Raw genomic sequence first — 16,685 nt, forward strand, 5'->3', positions numbered from 1 at the left:
CCGGTCTCAGGGTGAACGTCGCTGCGAGGGGCTGACCAGGCCCGCCTCGTAGGCGAACACCACCAGCTGGGCCCGGTCGCGGGCGCCCGTCTTCATCATCGCGCGGTTCACATGGGTTTTCGCCGTCGCCGGGCTGATGAACAGACGATCGGCGATGTCCTGGTTCGACAGCCCGGCCCCGACCAGCGTGGTGATCTCGCGCTCGCGGTCGGTCAGCTGCACCAGGGCCTGGGTGCTGACCTCGGTCGTGATCTGGGGCTGTTCCAGGAATCTCGCGATCAGCGCGGTGGTGGCCGAGGGCGACAGCAGCGACTCGCCGGCCGCGATCGTGCGCACGGCCGCGATCAGCTCCTCGGGCGAGGCCCCCTTGCCCAGGAAGCCGCTCGCCCCGGCCTGCAGCGCGCGCACCACCAGGTCGTCGGTCTCGAACGTGGTCAGCACCAGGATCCGTACCCCGGCCAGGTCTTCGTCGGCGGTGATCCGGCGGGTGGCCTCGATGCCGTCCATGTCCGGCATCCGGATGTCCATGATCACCACGTCGGCCCGCGTCGAGCGGGCGAGTTCGACGGCCTGGGAACCGGTTCCGCCCTCACCCACCAGCTCGACGCCGGGGGTGGCCCGGAACAGCAGGGCCAGGGTCGAGCGCAGCAGCGCCTGGTCGTCGACCAGTAGGACCCGGACGGTCATGACGTCTCCTCGGAGTCGGGGTGCACGGGGATGCTTGCACGCACGTCGAACCCTCCCGTGGACGTGGGGCCGGCGGTGAGGGTTCCGCCGGCGGTGACGGCTCGCTCGCGCATGCCGATCAGGCCGTGGCGGGTGCCCGGCCCCTGGAAGCCCGCGGGCCGTCCGGCCGGGGCCGGGTTCGTCACCGCGACGCTGAGACTGCGCCGCTGCCAGTGCAGCCCGACCTCGACCGGGGCACCGGGCGCGTGCTTGGTGGCGTTCGTGACGGCTTCCTGCACGATCCGGTACACGGCCAGGTCCTTGCCCGCCGGCAGCGGCTGCGGCTCCCCGGTCGTGCCGAACGACACCCGGGCCCCGGCCGAGCGGAAACCCTCGAGCAGCTCGCCCAGCTGGGCCGTGCCCGGGGTGGGCTTCAACGGCTCGGCGGCCACGTCGTCCTCACGCAACATCCCCACCGTGGCCCGCAACTCGTCGAGAGCCCGGCGGGTGTTGCCGGCGATGTCCCGCAACGCGTCGGAGGCCGCCGCCGGATCGGAGCGCAGCAGGTAACCCGCGACCCCGGCCTGCGCGTTGACCAGCGTCAGGTGGTGGGCAAGCACGTCGTGCAGGTCCTGGGCGATCCGGATCCGCTCGGCCACCACCTCACCCCTGATCTCGGCCTGCCGGTCCCGCTCGTCGCGGGCGATCCGCTCGCGGCGCAGGCTCACCAGGACCCCCGCGCCGACCGCCATGATCATCAGGTCGAACACCACGAAACTGGTCACCAGCAGGCTGTGCCCGTGCGACACGATCCCGGTGCCGAGCAGCACCAGCGCCGCGAGCACGCCCGGGCCCCAGCCGGCCCGGCCCGGTCGCTTCGCGGCCAGGGTGAACGCGGCCGCGATACTGGCCAGCGGCACCGGCTGGAAGGCCCCCATCGCGATGTTCGCCGTCAGGTTCACCCCCGCCGTCTGCACCGTCGTCATGTGGACCGCCTCCACGACCACCACCGCGAGCAGCACCGCAGCCGGGTGGCGCCGGCGCACCAGCAGCGGCACCCACGAGACGATCACCAGCGTCGTGAGCTCCGGACCGGGGTAGTCGCGCCCGCCCATCCGCACCGTCGCCGTCACGAACATCAACGCGAGGTAGACGAGGTCGAACGCGGGCCAGGCCCAGGAGAAGGATCTCTCCTGGGCCCGAACCGGTGGTGCTGACGTCATACGTGGTCCTGGATCCGGGGGACTGTGGTCTGGGAGCTGTATACCGGTTCCGGCGTCTCCGCGTTCTCCAGCGCCAGTTTCGGGGTGATTCGCTCCAGAATGCGCGGGTACCACCAGTTCACCCGGCCGATCAGCGTCATCAGTGCCGGCACCAGCGTCAGCCGGACCACGAACGCGTCCACCACCACCGCGATCGCCATGCCCAGGCCGAGGGCCGAGATGATGCGCTCGCCGCTGAACCCGAACGACGCGAACACGGCCAGCATGATCGTGGCGGCGGTGACGATGACCCCGGCGCTCTCGGTCAGGCCCTGCCGCACGCCGTGGCGGTTGTCGCCGCTCCGGTGGAACTCCTCGTGCATCGAGCTGATCAGGAACACCTGGTAGTCCATCGAGAGCCCGAAGATCACGCCGGAGATCAGCACGGGCACCAGGTACAGGATGGGCGCGCCCGATCCGACGCCGAGAAGCTCACTGCCCCAGCCGAACTGGAACACCGCCGTGACCACGCCGAGGCCCACGCAGATGGTCGCCAGGTTCGTGAGGGCGCCGAGCAGGGGCACCAGCAGACTGCGGAAGGCCAGCACCAGCAGCAGGAATCCGAGTGCCGCCACGAGCAGCAGGTAGATCGGCAGCTTGTCCATGATGGCGTCGGACAGATCGATGTCGGTGGCCGTGGTGCCGCCCACGTAGGTCGTCACGCCGCTCGCCGGGATCACCTCCTCGCGCAGGGTGTGCACCAGGTCCGAGGTCTCCTCGGTCTGGGCGCTGTGGCTCGGGGTGATCGCGGCGACCGAGATGCCGCCCTGCTGGCTCGTCATCACGGCCGAAGCGATATTCGGCACATTCGGCAGGTCCCGGACCATCGAGCTGAAGGACGTGGTGGTCGCCTGGTCGGGCGTCTCACCGACGAGGAGGAGGGTTGCGTCGGTGCCCTCGCCGAAGCCCGCGGACATCAGCTCGAAGTAGGCGTGCGAGGCCGAGTCGTCCGGGTCGCTGCTGGCGTCGGCGTTGCCCAGGCGCATGCTCAGCGCCGGGTAGGCGAGTACGCCCACGACCACCACGGAAGCGAGGGCGGCGATCACCGGGCGGCGCTGCACACCGGTGGCCCAGCGGGCGGCCAGGCCGTTGGCGGAACGAGACGCGTTGCCGTGACGGTCCTTACGGGCCAGCACCCGGAGCTTGAGGAGGCGCAGCAGGGCCGGCAGCAGGGTGTTCGCGGCGAGCACGGTGCACAGCACGGTGAACGCGGCGGCGAAGGCCATGCCGGTGAGGATGCCGACGCCGATGACGAACATGCCCACCAGTGCGACGATCACGGTCAGACCGGCGAAGATCACCGCACGGCCGGAGGTGTTCAGGGCCTGGGCCACGCCCTCGTCGACGCAGGCCCCGCGCAGCAGCGCCTTCCGGTGCCGGTTGACGATGAACAGGGCGTAGTCGATGCCGACGCCCAGCCCGATCAGCGCGCCCATGGTCAGCGAGTTCGCGGACAGGTCGACGACGTGCGAGGCGGCCATCACGCCGAGCAGGCTGATACCCACGCCCGCCACGCCGGTGACGATGGGCAGGACCGCCGCCGCCACCGAGCGGAAGAAGAAGAGCAGCAGCACGAGCGCCACGAGCACGCCGATGCCCTCGGTGGCGCCACCGGCGCTGGGGATCTCGGCGAACGCCTGCCCACCGGTCTCGACGGAGAGTCCGCTCTCGCGCACGGTCTGCACCGCGTCCTCGATCGGCTCGGTGTCGGCGTCGTCGGCCAGGGTGACCGTGGCGAAGGCGGTGTTGGCCTCCCGGTTCAGTTGTGACGCGCCCGCTTTCGTGTACGGGCTGACGACCGAGATCACACCCTCACTGGCGCTGACGGTCTCGAGCATCTGGTTGATCTCGGTGCGGACCGGGCCGCCCGTGATCGAGTCGCCGGCGTGCCAGACGATCTTGCCGCTGGTCGTCGACGGGCCGTCTCCCTGCCCGAGAAGACTGTAGGCGGTGGCTGATTCGCTGTCGGGCATGGTGGTGGAGTCGGTGAAGGCGGTGCCGTTCGCGACGACGAGCCCGGCGAGGGCGGCGAGGGCGAGCACCCAGCCGGCGAGTACGAGGTACCAGCGGCGGGTGCACCAGTTGGCCAGACGGACCACGGATCTTCCTTAGGTCAGGGGGTGAGGTGGTCTCACCCTCCCGTCCTGGGCCCTCGGTGACGTCAGCCCGGCGTCGTGGTCGGTGTACCGCGATTGCGGTAGAGCAGCCACACACCCCCTATGCCTCGGGGGTATAGGGGGTGTGTGGGTGGTCAGTTGCGGCGGATGGGGCCGAGTCGTTGGAGTTGGGTGACGTGGTGGGGTTGGAGTTCGTCGAGGGTGTGGGCGCCGAGGAGTTTCATGGTGCGCACGATCTGGTCGGTGAGGATCTCGATGCTCTTGTCCACGCCTTGGCGTCCGCCGGCCATGAGGCCGTAGAGGTAGGCGCGGCCGATGAGGGTGAAGCGGGCGCCCAGGGCGATGCAGGCGACGATGTCGGCGCCGTTCATGATGCCGGTGTCGACGACGATCTCGACGTCCTTGCCGACTTCGCGGGCGACGTCGGGCAGGAGGTGGAAGGGGATGGGGGCGCGGTCGAGCTGGCGGCCGCCGTGGTTGGACAGGACGATCCCGTCGACGCCGAGGGAGGCGAGTTTGCGGGCGTCTTGGAGGTTCTGCACGCCCTTGATCGCGATCTTGCCGGGCCACATCTGGCGGATGATGCTCAGGTCTTCGTAGGAGATGGTGGGGTCCATCGCGAAGTCCAGCAGTTCGGCGACGGTGCCGCCGGTCGCGGACAGTGACGCGAATTCGAGTTTGGGGGTGGTGAGGAAGTCGTACCACCACCAGGGGCGGGGGATCGCGTTCAGGATCGTGCCGGCTGTCAGCTGCGGCGGGATCGAGAATCCGTTGCGCCGGTCGCGTAGGCGGGCTCCGGCCACGGGGGTGTCGACGGTGAAGAACAGGGTGTCGAAACCGGAGGCGGCGGCGCGTTCGACCAGGGCGTAGGAGATCTCGCGTTGTTTCATCACGTACAGCTGGAACCAGTTACGGCCCGCCGGGTTGGCGGCCTTGACGTCCTCGATCGAGGTGGTGCCCAGGGTGGAGAGGCAGAACGGGATGCCCGCGGCGGCCGAGGCCCCGGCGCCGGCGATCTCGCCCTCGGTCTGCATCAGCCGGGTGAAGCCGGTGGGCGCGATCCCGAACGGCAGCGCGGACGGGCCGCCGAACACGGTCGTGGAGGTGTCGACACGGGCCACGTCACGTAGCACGCCCGGGTGGAACTCGACATCCTCGAACGCCTGGCGGGCCCGGGACAGCGACAGCTCGGCCTCGGCGGCGCCGTCGGTGTAGTCGAACGCGGCCCGTGGGGTACGTCTGCGGGCGATCGTCCGCAGGTCGTCGATCGTCAGGGCCTTGTCGAGACGGCGCTTACGGCCGTTGAACTCCGGCTTCCTGAACTCCATCAGCTCGAAGATCTCGGCCGGCTTGGGGAATTGGCGCTGCATGATCCCTCTCAGGGGCGGGGTTCGTAGCGGAGCGGGGTGAACGCCCGGGCGACCAGGTCACGCATCTCGGGCAGGCCGCCCGCGACCAGACCGGCGGCGCGGCCCTGCACCAGGATGTTGCCGATGGCGGTGGCCTCGACCGGTCCGGCCAGCACGGGCAGCCCGCTGCGGTCGGCGGTGGCCTGGCACAACAGCCTGTTCTGGGCACCCCCACCCACGACATGGATGACGGTGACCGGTGTCTTGGCGATCCGCGCGGCCCGGAGCACGGTGTCGGCGAAGGCCTGGGCGAGGCTGTCGATGATCGCCCGGGTGAACTCGGCCGGGGTCCGCGGCGCGGGCAGGCCCCGTTCGGTGTACCAGCCCGCGATCCGGGCCGGCATGTCGCCGGGCGCCATGAACCTCGGGTCGTCCACGTCGAAGACCTCCACCGGGGAGGGCACCGATCCGGCCTCGGCGAGCAGGAGTTCCAGATTGCTCGACCGTTCGCTGCTGCCCGCGGCCCGGTCCCACGACCGCACCGACTCCGACAGCAGCCACAGCCCCATCACGTTGTGCAGGAACCGGATCCGCCCGTCGACGCCGCCCTCGTTGGTGAAGTTGGCCTCGCGTGCCTCCTCGGAGAACACCGGCCGTTCCAGCTCGAGTCCGACGAGACCCCAGGTGCCGCAGGAGACGTAGGCGAAGTCGCGTCCGGTGTTCGGGATCGCGACCACCGCGGAGGCCGTGTCGTGCGACCCGACGGCCACCACGTCCACCCTTCGGCCGACCGAGCCGGCCGCGTCCCCGGTGAGCTGCCCGACCACCGTGCCCGCGTCGATCAGACCCGGCAGGATCGACGGTGAGATGCCCAGAGCGGTGGCCAGTTCGGTGTCCCACCGGCCGGTGCGCGGGTCGAGCAGGCCGGTGGTGGACGCGTTGGTGCGCTCGGCCACGACGGCGCCGGTCAGCCAGTGGGCCAGCAGGTCGGGGATCAGGAGCGCCGTGTCGGCCACGTCCAGCAGGCCGTCGGTGGCCAGCTGGAACACGGTGTTGAACGGCAGGTGCTGAAGACCGTTGCGCCGGTACAGCTCACGGGCGTCGAACTGGGCGTGCACCTTCTCCACACCCTCTGCCGTGCGGGCGTCCCGGTAGTGGAACGGCACGCCGAGCAGCTGCCCGCCCCGCAGCAGGCCGTAGTCGACGGCCCAGGAGTCGATGCCGACGCTGACGATCTCACCCGGGTGCTCCCGCTCGGCCGTGGTGAGCCCGGACAGCACCTGGCGGTAGAGCTCGACGACGTTCCAGTGCAGTCCGCCGCCGAAACTGACCGGCTCGTTGGGGAACCGGGCCAGGTGCCGCATCTGCAGCGCACCGTCGGAGAACGTGCCGAGGATGACCCGGCCGCTGGTCGCGCCCAGGTCGACGGCGGCCACGGTGGCCGGGGCGGCTGCCGGGCTGGTGGCCGGGCCCTGCGAGAGGGCCCGGCCGGTGACGTCACTCACCGCAGGAAGGCAGCCGCGACGCCGCTGTCGACCGGGACGTGCAGGCCGGTGGTGCGGCTCAGCTCGTCACCGGTCAGCACGAACACCGCGTCGGCGACGTGCTCGGGCAGCACCTCACGCTTGAGAATGGTGCGGTTGGCATAGAACTGGCCGAGGTCCTCCTCGGCCACGCCGTAGGTCGCGGCGCGGTTGGCGCCCCAGCCGGAGGCGAAGATGCCCGAGCCGCGCACCACCCCGTCGGGGTTGACGCCGTTGACGCGCACACCGTAGGCGCCGAGCTCGACCGCCAGCAGCCGCACCTGGTGGGCCTGGTCGGCCTTGGTGGCGGAGTAGGCGATGTTGTTCGGCCCCGCGAAAACGCTGTTCTTGGAGGAGATGTAGATGATGTCGCCGCCCAGACCCTGCTCGATGAGCGCCTTGGCCGCGGCCTTCGACACCAGGAACGAGCCCTTGGCCATCACGTCGTGCTGCAGGTCCCAGTCGGCCTCGGTGGTCTCCAGCAGCGGCTTGCTCAGTGAGAGCCCGGCGTTGTTGACGACCAGGTCGATGCCGCCGAAGGCGAGAAGGGCCTCGTCCACGGCCTTCTGGACGTCGCCGGCCTCGCTCACATCGGCGGCCACCCCGATGGCCACGTCGCTGTTCCCGAGCTCCGCCGCCGCGGCCCGCGCCTTCTCCAGGTCGAGGTCGGCCACGACGACGCAGGCGCCCTCGGCAGCCAGGCGCTGGGCGATGGCCTTGCCGATGCCCGACGCGGCGCCGGTCACGAACGCCACCCGGCCGGCGTGCGACTTCGGCCTGGGCATGCGCTGCAGCTTCGCTTCCTCCAGGGCCCAGTACTCGATGCGGAACTTCTCGGCGTCGGAGATGGGGGAGTAGGTGGAAAGGGCCTCGGCGCCGCGCATCACGTTGATCGCGTTGACGTAGAACTCGCCGGCCACCCGCGCGGTCTGCTTGTTCGCGCCGTAGCTGAACATGCCCACGCCCGGGATCAGCACGATCAGCGGGTCGGCGCCGCGGATCGCCGGGCTGTCGGCGGAGGCGTGCTTGTCGTAGTAGGCCGTGTAGTCGGCGCGGTACTCCTCGTGGAGCTCCTTGAGCCGGGCGATGCTCTCCTCCACGCTCGCCGAGGCGGGCAGGTCGAGCAGGAGCGGCTTGACCTTGGTGCGCAGGAAGTGGTCGGGGCAGCTGGTGCCGAGAGCGGCCAGGGCGGGCGCCTTCTCGCTGGCCAGGTAGTCCAGCACCACGGCGGCGTCGGTGAAGTGGCCGACCATGCGCTTGTCGCGGCTGGCGATACCGCGCACGGTGGCGGCGAGGGCGGCGGCCTTGGCCCGGCGCTCCGTCTCGGGCAGTGCCCCGAAGCCCTCTCTCGGGGAACCGAAGGGCTTCTCCGAGCCGTTCGCGGCGATGTACGCGGCGGCGGTCTCGATGATCCACAGCGAGTTCTTCTCGCTCTCGGAACTGGTGTCACCCCACGCCGTGATGCCGTGGCCGCCCAGGATCGTGCCGATGGCCTGCGGGTTGGCCTTCTTGATGGCGGCGATGTCCAGGCCGAGCTGGAAACCCGGGCGGCGCCAGGGAACCCACACCACCTTGTCGCCGAAGATCTGCCGGGTCAGGGCCTCGCCGTCGGCCGCGGTGGCGATCGCGATGCCGCTGTCGGGGTGCAGGTGGTCGACGTGCGCGGCGTCGACCAGGCCGTGCATGGCGGTGTCGATCGACGGTGCCGCGCCACCCTTGCCGTGCAGGCAGTAGTCGAACGCGGCGACCATCTCGTCTTCCCGCTCGATGCCCGGGTAGACGTCGACGAGGGCCTGCATGCGGTCGAGACGCAGTGCGGCCAGACCCTTTTCGGTGAGCGTGCCCAGGTCGCCCCCGGAGCCCTTGACCCACAGGAGCTCGACCGGCTGCCCGGTGACCGGGTCGGTCCCGGTGCCCTTGGCCGAGGTGTTGCCCCCGGCGTAGTTGGTGTTCTGCGGGTCGGCGCCGAGGCGGTTGCTCCGGGCGATGAGCGCGGCGACGGTCTCGTTCGTCATTGCTTCCTCTGGTTCAAAGGGGTTCGGAAATGATGGACGACGGGGAGACTCAGGCGCCCCAGCTCGCCTGGGCGCCGCCCACGCGGTCGGTCTCGATCTGCTGCTGGTAGCCCGACGCGGCGTAGGCCTTCATCGGGTCGGCCGGCAGACCCCGGCTCTCGCGCCACTCGGCCAGGCCGGGACGCACGTCGGTGTAGAACGCGTCCATGAAGATCGCGTTGGCACCCAGCACGTCACCGCTCTCCTGGGCGGCGGTCAGGGCCTCGGTGTCGACGAGCAGGGCCCGGGCCGTCATCTCCTGCACGTTGAGCACGGAGCGGATCTGGCCGGGGATCTTCTGCTCGATGTTGTGGCACTGGTCGAGCATGAAGGCGACGTCCGGGTTGCCGTAGCCCCCGCCGCGCACCACCTCGAACAGGATGCGGAACAGCTGGAACGGGTCGGCCGCGCCCACGATCAGGTCGTCGTCGGCGTAGAAGCGCGAGTTGAAGTCGAAGCTGCCGAGCTTGCCGAGGCGCAGCAACTGCATGACGATGAACTCGATGTTGGTGCCCGGGGCGTGGTGGCCGGTGTCGAGGCAGACCACGGCCCGCTCGCCGAGCGCGCTGACCTGGGCGTAACTCGTTCCCCAGTCGGGGACGTCGGTGTGGTAGAACGCCGGCTCGAAGAACTTGTACTCCAGCACCAGGCGCTGGTTCTCACCGATGCGCTCGTAGATCGTGGCCAGCGACTCGGCGAGGCGGTCCTGACGGCCGCGCAGGTCGGCCTGGCCCGGGTAGTTGCTGCCCTCGGCCAGCCAGATCTTCAGGTCGCGGCTGCCGGTCGCGTCCATCACGTCGATGCACTCGAGGTGGTGGTCGATGGCCTTGCGGCGGATCGTCGCGTCGGTGTGGGTCAGGGCGCCGAGCTTGTAGTCGTCGTCCTGGAAGGTGTTGGAGTTGACCGTGCCCAGCTGCACGCCCAGGTCTTCCGCGTGCTTGCGCAGGTCGGCGAACGATTCCACCGTGTCCCACGGGATGTGCAGGGCGACGACGGGTGCCAGCCCGGTGTAGCGATGCACCTGCGCGGCGTCGGCGATCTTCTCGAACGGGTCGCGGGCCGTGCCGGCCGATCCGAAGACCTTGAAACGCGTGCCCGAATTTCCGAAGGCCCAGGAGGGGAGCTCGATCGCCTGCTGCGCCAGCTGGGGCGCGACGTCCTTCAGGTGTGGCATGACGGCGTTGTCCGTTCGTCGCTGAAACGTTTCAAGGGAACGTAGCACGGGCCGGGCCGGGTCATCCAGTGTCGATCGGGGGGAGATTCCCGCCGTCGGCCAGCGGTCAGCCGGGCGGATTCCAGGGCTCACCAACGGGTCGCCGGCCGTGGTGGGCGGCCGGCGACGGCGTCGTCCCTCGTGAGCACCGGCTGAAACGTGTCAGCCGGCCGGACCTCCGGATCAGTGGTTCAGGTCGGCGAGGTCCAGGTCGCGCGGGAGCCACCACCAGACCACCGCGGCGGCGAGCAGCACGGCCAGGGCACCGGCCAGGCCCACGGTGGCGAAGGCGTCGATGAAGGACGTGGTGGCCGCGTTCTCGACGGAGGTCCCCAGCGCGCCGGCGACCGATTCGGACACCGGATCGGGCACGCCGTCGGGAAGGCCCGCCCGGTAGACCAGCCCGGCCAGGCTGCCCAGGATCGAGACCCCGAGCACGGCCCCGACCTCGAACGACATCTCCTCGATGGCGGCGGCGGAGCCGGACTGGTGGGCCGGGGCGCGTCCCATCATCAGCGCCGAGCCGACCCCCAGGGCGGCACCGCCCAGGCCGATGGCCAGCAGCGCGACGGCCACGCCGGGGTAGGGGATCGGGCGGGGCAGGACGAAGATCGTGGCCAGACCGGCCGCGGTCAGCAGCAGGCCGGTCACCAGCACCGGGCGGACCCCGGCGCGGGCCGCGACGGCGGGGGCGAACGGCGAGCCGATCATGCCGCCGAGCGCCATCGGCAGCAGCGCCGCGCCGGCCGCCAGCGGCGACCAGCCCAGCACCAGCTGCAGCCACTGCGAGCCGACGAGCAGCAGCGCCATGGTGACGCCGCTGTGGGCGACGGCGGTGACCACGCCGGAGCGGAACATCCGGTCGCGGAACAGGCCGACCGCGAGCATCGGCTCGGGCTGGGTGAGGCAGCGGCGCACGAAGAGGACCATCGCCAGCACGCCGACCACGAGCACGACCAGCCCCTGGCCGTCCGCCCCGTGCTTGCCCAGATGCTTGACGGCGTAGGTGATCCCGACCATGCCGCCGACCGACAGCAGCACACCGGTGGCGTCGAGACGGCCGGGCCGTGACGACCGGCTCTCGGGCAGCAGCACCAGCCCGGCGATCACGGCGCCGACCATGAGCGGCACGTTGACGAGGAACGCGGAGTGCCAGCTGAACCGCTCGAGCAGGGCGCCGCCCACGATCGGGCCGACGGCACTGCCGACCGAGGCCATGGCCGCCCAGATCCCCAGGGCGGTGGCCCGCTCGGCCGGGTCGGGGAAGAGGGTGCGGATCAGCGAGAGGGTGGTCGGCATGATCATCGCGCCACCGAGGCCGAGCACGGCGCGCAGGGCGATGACCTCGCCCGGCGAGTCGGCCAGGAGGGCGAGGAGCGAGGCCAGGCCGAAGACCGTGAAACCGGCCAGCAGCATGCGCTTGCGGCCCCAGCGGTCGGCCAGCGACGAGACCGGCACCAGCAGGCCCGCGAGCACGACCGGGTAGGCGTCGACGATCCACAGCTGCGCGACCGCGCCGGGACGCAGGTCGGCGATCAGGTCGGGCAGCGCCACGTTCAGCACCGTCATGTCCATGACGACGACGAGCAGGCTGGCGGCCAGGACGGCGAGGCCGGCCCAGCGGTTGTGGACCGTTGCGGTGGTGGCGGACTCGGGGGCGGGGGTCTGGGTGCTCACTGGGCTCTCGTGCCGTTCAGGAAGGTGGAGATGACGATCTCGTCGAGGTCGGCGCGGGCGACCCGGCCGGTGGTGGTGGCGTCGCGCGCGGCCACGAGCAGGCCGTAGACCGCGGTGGACAGCCAGCGGGCGGGCAGGTCGTCGCGCAGCACACCGGCACGCTGTGCGGCGGCGAGCAGCTCGGTCTCCTTGTCGGCGAGAACCTCGGTGCGCTCGACCAGTTCGGGGGCCGTGCACATGTAGGGGTCGGTCAGCGCGAACCCGAACTCGTCGTAGTCGGCGAGGTACTGCCGGAAGAGCCCACGCAGGCACGCGGAGATGCGCGCGGCGTCACCGGAGGCGATGACGTCGTCGACCCCGGCGCGCTCCATGGTGTTCTGCCATCGGTTGAGATTGCGCGTGCCGAGTTCGTGCAGCAGCTCGTCGCGGGTGGAGAAGTGCCGGTGCAGCGTGGCCCGGCCGACACCGGCCGAGGTGGCGAGGTCGGTCATCGACGCTCTCGGGTCGACGTTGAGGCGCCGCTGGGAGGCGGCCAGGATCGCGTCCCGGGAGTTCACGGTTGACCTGTTTCTGTGGGCTTTTCTGTGGGCACAGAGGATGAGACTTCACTGTCTCACGTGAGACAGTAATGTCTCAATGTCGTTCACCCGAAGGGCGGTGTCCCGGGGTCGCTCCATCCGTCGAACGGCACCTGTCCGCTCACGGACGGCGGGGGACGAGGCGCAACCCGTCCCGCACCGGCGACAATGGGCTCGTGCCGGACGAGTGTTCAGGAGACCGCATGACCGTCGTCGGCCCGACGCAGCTCCGTTCCCGGTTCGCGGCGCGGCTGTCCGAGCTGTACGGCCGCGAGGTGCCCGCCTACACCACGCTGGTCGAGGTCTCGCAGGAGGTCAACGCGCAGGTGCTGGCCCGGCTCGGTGACGCGGCCGGGCGGCTGGGCACGCTGGAGCGGGTGACGGCCGAGCGGCACGGCGCGATCCGGGTCGGCACCGCGGCCGAGCTGGAGCAGACCGGGCGGATCTTCGGCGCCGCCGGGATGTACCCGGTCGGCTTCTACGACCTGCGCGAGGCCCGGCCGGCCATCCCGGTGATCTCGACCGCGTTCCGCCCGGTGGCCCCGGAAGAACTGGCCGTGAACCCGTTCCGGGTCTTCACCTCGATGCTCGTGATCGACGACCGGCGCTTCTTCGACGAGCGCACCGAGTCCGAGCTGCGTGAGTTCCTGGGCGCCCGCACGCTGTTCCCGGCCGAGCTGCTCGAGCTGGCCGACCGGATGGAACTGCAGGGCTCCCTGCCCCCGGCCGCGGCCGACCGTTTCCTCGACCTGGCCACCGCCTCGTTCGCGCTCTCGGCCGAGCCGGTCGACCGGGCCTGGTACGCCCGGCTGGAGGAGATCTCGAGTGTGGCGGCCGACATCGGCGGGGTGACGAGCACGCACATCAACCACCTGACGCCGCGGGTGCTCGACATCGACGCGCTGTACGAGCGGATGGGTCGGCTCGGGATCGAGATGATCGACCGGATCCAGGGGCCGCCCCGCACTCCGGAGGGCGTGCCCGACGTGCTGCTGCGCCAGACGTCGTTCCGGGCACTGGCCGAGCCCCGTCGATTCCGGGACGCGGACGGCTCGGTCTCGGAGGGAGCGCTGCGGGTGCGCTTCGGTGAGGTGGAGCAGCGCGGCGTCGCGCTGACCCCGGAAGGCCGCCGCCGGTACGACGAGCTCGGTCTGGACGGGCTGCCCGGCACCGACGAGGCCCTGCACGCCGAGGGGCTGGCCTACTACGTCCGGAACTCCGCCGGTGATCTGACGCCGATCGTCTACGAGGACTTCCTGCCGAAGTCCGCGGCCGGGATCTTCGCGTCCAATCTGACCGGGGAGGGCCGCTCCGACAGCCGGTGGCAGGCCGCGGCCCGGGACGCGCACTGGATGCGGTCGGTGCTGGGCCGGGAGCTGCACGATCCCTACGCGCTGTACGCCATCCAGGCCGAGGGCCCGGAGCGGTAGGCTGGGCCCGGGGACAAGGAGAACGCATGCGGCTGAGGGCATTTCTGGGGATCGGTCTGATCGTCGTGCTGAGCGCGTGCGGTGGGCGGGGTGACGTGCAGGTCGTCGAGGCGGCGTCGGCGTCGTCCCCCGGCACCGACTGCGGCTCCTTCACCCTGGCGGCGGGCGAGCGCATCAGCGACCGGGCGGCCGACTGCTTCCTGGGCGCGGTCACGGCCGGTGACGCGGCCCGCCTCGAGGTCACCTTCCCCACGGTCGAGGGCGACGAGATCGTCCAGACCTACCGGCACGAGCAGGCGGGCGAGGTCGTGGTGACCACCGGTCGTGACGGCGAGGCGCAGCAGACCCAGAGCTGCACCGACCCGGTGCGGGCCTCGGTGTCGTTCACCTTCGGCGCCTGCCGCCAGGCCCTCTCCTAGAGCGGCTCGCGGCCGGGTCAGACCACGCAGAACTCGTTGCCCTCGGGATCGGTCATCACGACGTGGTCGGGCGTCCCGTCGCCCCGCGCGTCCACCCGCACCACCCGGCCACCGGCCGTGGTGAGCCGGTCGACCGTGGCCGTGATGCGCGTCCATCGTTCGCCCTGGTCGACAGCCCGCCCGCCCCCGGCCTGCACATCCAGATGCACCCGGTTCTTGGCCGTTTTCGGCTCCGGCACCCTCAGGAACGAGATGCCCGGACGCACCCCCTCCGGATCGGCGATCGAGGCCAGCTCGTCGCGCTCGGCCGCGGGCACGTCGAACCGCTCGTACCACTCCTCCCAGGACGCGAACCCGGCCGGCGGGGGAGCGGGCACGTACCCGAGCGCCACCGCCCAGAACGCGGCCAGCGCCGGCGCGTCCGACGCGTCGAAGGTCAGCGTCCAGGGTGTCGTCATCGGCGCGTCCCGGTCCCGTGAAAACCCATGTGTTCAGCCTAGGGCGGGACCTCATGCGGGGGCACCGGCCGGAATGCGGATGAGAATGCCCCGACTGCGCGCTCGCGGGTAGCACCCGACAGGGATGAGCCGGTTCGTGGCCGGTAGCGGGCCGGTGCGCGTGCGGCTCTTGTCCGGGCCCTTGATCATGTGAGCCATGGACCTCTATCCCGTCTGCGTGGCCGGGGTCGATCTGGTGGTGGAGATCCCCAGGAAGAAACCGGGGCGCTTCCTGCGCGACGGTGAACCCCTGCCCCGGGATCGTTGGGACAACTGGATCCTCACCGACGCCGAGGGCACGGTGCACCGCCCGGAGATCGGTTTCAGCCTCTGGCACCGCAGTCCCACGGTGGAACTGCCCGACGAGGGCAAGCAGGTCGCGGTGCTGCGGCCCCTGCCCACCGCCGCCGGGACCGGGCTGATGGCGGCGCTGGTGCTGGGTTTTCTCAGTGGGGCCGGACTCGTCTGGGTGATCGCGGCCGAGTTCGTCACCTTCTGGGTGCTGCGCCGGATGCGGCCCGGCCCACTCCGGGTCGTGGTGACCACGCTGGTCTGGGTGCCGGTGGTGCTCGCCCTGGTGATGCGGTTCCGGTCGTGGTGGTGAGCTCGGCTAGGAGCGAACCTGCGTGAGGACGTCCACGAGGGTCGCGAACGTCTCGTCACCGGGGTCGGTGGTCGCGTGCACGCTGATCCGGATGCGCCCGGGGTCGTGGGCCGTGACCGTGATTCCCCTGTCCGCCAGGAGGTCCCGGGTCGCGGCGGCCCGGTCGTCGGCCACCCGGGCGACCACGAGGCCCGCCCGGCGCGCCTCGTCGCGCGGTGACAGGACCTCGATCCCGGCGGCGTCGAGGCGATCGGCCACGGCGCCGGCCGACGCCGTGATCCGCCCGGCGACGGCAGCCACCCCGGCCGACTCCAGCAGTTCCAGCGCGGTGCCGAGGGCGGCCGAGGTGAACGGGGAGACGTTCGTGATCGACAGGCGCTGCGCCCCCGGCGCCGGGGGATGCTCGAGCCCGTCGTAGGCGGTCGGCCGCTCGACGCCGGTCCAGCTGCCCAGGGTCGGGCGCACCCGTTCCAGCGCCCGGTCGGACAGGGCCACGAAAGCCGTTCCCCAGCCTGCCCTCAGCCACTTCTGCCCACCCACGACCAGGGCGTCGGCGAGGGGCCAGTCCGCGTCGAGGACGCCGAAACCCTGGATGCCGTCGACGATCAGCAGCCTCTCGCCGATCACGTCGCGGATCCCCCGCAGGTCGGCCCGGTATCCGGTGCGGAAGTCCACGGCGCTGATCGCGACGGCCGTCGTGGCCGGGGTCAGGGCGGCGTCGATGGTCTCGGGGGTCATCCGCCGGGGGACGCCGTGGTCACCCCCGGCGATCAGGCTCACCTCGAGGAGCCCCGCCTCCTGGGCGCGCCACCACGGGTAGAGGTTGGAGGGGAACTCGTCGCGGCCCGCGAGCACCCGGGCCCCGGGCAGCCCGAACGCGATCTGCTGGAGCCCGGCCGAGGTGCTGGTGGTGAGCAGGCAGTTCTCCCGGGCGAACCCGCTCAGCCGGGAGACGGCGGCCAGGGCCCGGGCGTCGGCCGCGTGCAGGTTCGCGGCGGGTTCGCCCGAGGCCGCGAGCTGCGCCGCGTCGGTCAGCGACCGCACCACGGCGGTCGATGGCGGGCCGTAGGCCGCGAAGTTCAGATACCCCGCGGGCTCGGTGAACTCGGTCGTGTACGCGTCGAGACCGGGCACGTCGCACTCCTGGCGTCGTCGTTGCGGAAGCGGCCCGATCATGTCACGGCACATGGGCGGGGCCGGTACGAGGTCCGGGACATCGGCGTCCGCGATCGTCTGAACCGGCCCGGCGGGCCGGAGACCCGCACCGGCCCGCGCGCGCGTCCGGCAGTGGATCAG

The 16,685-nt window shown here is 71.2% G+C and carries 14 protein-coding genes; 3 read left to right on the forward strand and 11 right to left on the reverse strand.

The genetic code is table 11. The annotated features are described in order from the left end of the window. Nucleotides 1-6 precede the first annotated feature (6 nt). The 9 genes from J2S57_RS23225 to J2S57_RS23265 all read right to left on the reverse strand — a co-directional run bounded on the left by J2S57_RS23225 (nucleotide 7) and on the right by J2S57_RS23265 (nucleotide 12,418). A complete protein-coding gene (locus J2S57_RS23225) occupies nucleotides 7-687 on the reverse strand; it encodes a response regulator (protein ID WP_307246532.1) in 681 nt (226 codons plus the stop codon). Then, complete coding sequence (locus J2S57_RS23230; RefSeq protein ID WP_307246536.1) at nucleotides 684-1,889, reverse strand: sensor histidine kinase; 1,206 nt, start codon at nucleotides 1,887-1,889, stop codon at nucleotides 684-686. Before J2S57_RS23230 ends, J2S57_RS23225 begins: the two co-directional genes overlap by 4 nt. Then, nucleotides 1,886-4,027: an MMPL family transporter gene (locus J2S57_RS23235; protein ID WP_307246538.1), complete on the reverse strand. Its 2,142-nt coding sequence runs from the start codon at nucleotides 4,025-4,027 to the stop codon at nucleotides 1,886-1,888. The genes J2S57_RS23230 and J2S57_RS23235 overlap by 4 nt, the downstream gene beginning before the upstream one ends. Before the next feature lie 152 nt (nucleotides 4,028-4,179). Continuing rightward, a complete protein-coding gene (locus J2S57_RS23240; RefSeq protein ID WP_307246541.1) occupies nucleotides 4,180-5,415 on the reverse strand; it encodes an alpha-hydroxy acid oxidase in 1,236 nt (411 codons plus the stop codon). A gap of 8 nt (nucleotides 5,416-5,423) precedes the next feature. Next, the gene (locus tag J2S57_RS23245) at nucleotides 5,424-6,899 is read right to left on the reverse strand and encodes a rhamnulokinase (RefSeq protein WP_307246543.1); all 1,476 of its coding nucleotides are present in this window, start codon (nucleotides 6,897-6,899) and stop codon (nucleotides 5,424-5,426) included. Continuing rightward, nucleotides 6,896-8,932 (reverse strand): bifunctional aldolase/short-chain dehydrogenase, encoded by a 2,037-nt coding sequence (locus J2S57_RS23250; RefSeq protein WP_307246545.1) that lies wholly within the window; start codon nucleotides 8,930-8,932, stop codon nucleotides 6,896-6,898. The genes J2S57_RS23245 and J2S57_RS23250 overlap by 4 nt, the downstream gene beginning before the upstream one ends. A 49-nt stretch (nucleotides 8,933-8,981) precedes the next feature. Beyond that, nucleotides 8,982-10,145, reverse strand: coding sequence for an L-rhamnose isomerase (rhaI, locus tag J2S57_RS23255; protein WP_307246547.1), 1,164 nt, complete (start codon nucleotides 10,143-10,145; stop codon nucleotides 8,982-8,984). A gap of 222 nt (nucleotides 10,146-10,367) precedes the next feature. Beyond that, the gene (locus J2S57_RS23260) at nucleotides 10,368-11,861 is read right to left on the reverse strand and encodes an MFS transporter (RefSeq protein WP_307246549.1); all 1,494 of its coding nucleotides are present in this window, start codon (nucleotides 11,859-11,861) and stop codon (nucleotides 10,368-10,370) included. Continuing rightward, nucleotides 11,858-12,418, reverse strand: coding sequence for a TetR/AcrR family transcriptional regulator (locus J2S57_RS23265; protein ID WP_307246552.1), 561 nt, complete (start codon nucleotides 12,416-12,418; stop codon nucleotides 11,858-11,860). The genes J2S57_RS23260 and J2S57_RS23265 overlap by 4 nt, the downstream gene beginning before the upstream one ends. Before the next feature lie 224 nt (nucleotides 12,419-12,642). Here J2S57_RS23265 and J2S57_RS23270 point away from each other — a divergent pair, with 224 nt between their 5' ends. Both J2S57_RS23270 and J2S57_RS23275 read left to right on the forward strand, forming a co-directional pair. Beyond that, nucleotides 12,643-13,869 carry a VOC family protein gene (locus tag J2S57_RS23270; RefSeq protein WP_307246554.1) on the forward strand — a complete coding sequence of 409 codons (1,227 nt, stop codon included), beginning with the start codon at nucleotides 12,643-12,645 and terminating at the stop codon, nucleotides 13,867-13,869. Nucleotides 13,870-13,895: 26 nt separating this feature from the next. Next, on the forward strand, nucleotides 13,896-14,288 hold the full coding sequence (locus J2S57_RS23275) for a hypothetical protein (protein ID WP_307246556.1): 393 nt from the start codon (nucleotides 13,896-13,898) through the stop codon (nucleotides 14,286-14,288). A 17-nt stretch (nucleotides 14,289-14,305) separates the two neighbouring features. Here J2S57_RS23275 and J2S57_RS23280 read toward each other — a convergent pair whose 3' ends face one another. Further along, nucleotides 14,306-14,746: a VOC family protein gene (locus J2S57_RS23280; RefSeq protein ID WP_307246558.1), complete on the reverse strand. Its 441-nt coding sequence runs from the start codon at nucleotides 14,744-14,746 to the stop codon at nucleotides 14,306-14,308. A gap of 196 nt (nucleotides 14,747-14,942) precedes the next feature. Between J2S57_RS23280 and J2S57_RS23285 the strand changes: the two genes are divergently transcribed. Next, entirely contained in the window at nucleotides 14,943-15,389 is a 447-nt protein-coding gene (locus tag J2S57_RS23285) for a hypothetical protein (RefSeq protein ID WP_307246560.1), read from the forward strand. 6 nt (nucleotides 15,390-15,395) lie between these two features. Here the strand turns inward: J2S57_RS23285 and J2S57_RS23290 are convergent, their stop codons facing one another. After that, nucleotides 15,396-16,523 (reverse strand): aminotransferase class V-fold PLP-dependent enzyme, encoded by a 1,128-nt coding sequence (locus tag J2S57_RS23290; protein ID WP_307246563.1) that lies wholly within the window; start codon nucleotides 16,521-16,523, stop codon nucleotides 15,396-15,398. Nucleotides 16,524-16,685 lie beyond the last annotated feature (162 nt).

The organism is Kineosporia succinea (genome assembly GCF_030811555.1).
GTDB classification, from domain to species: domain Bacteria; phylum Actinomycetota; class Actinomycetes; order Actinomycetales; family Kineosporiaceae; genus Kineosporia; species Kineosporia succinea.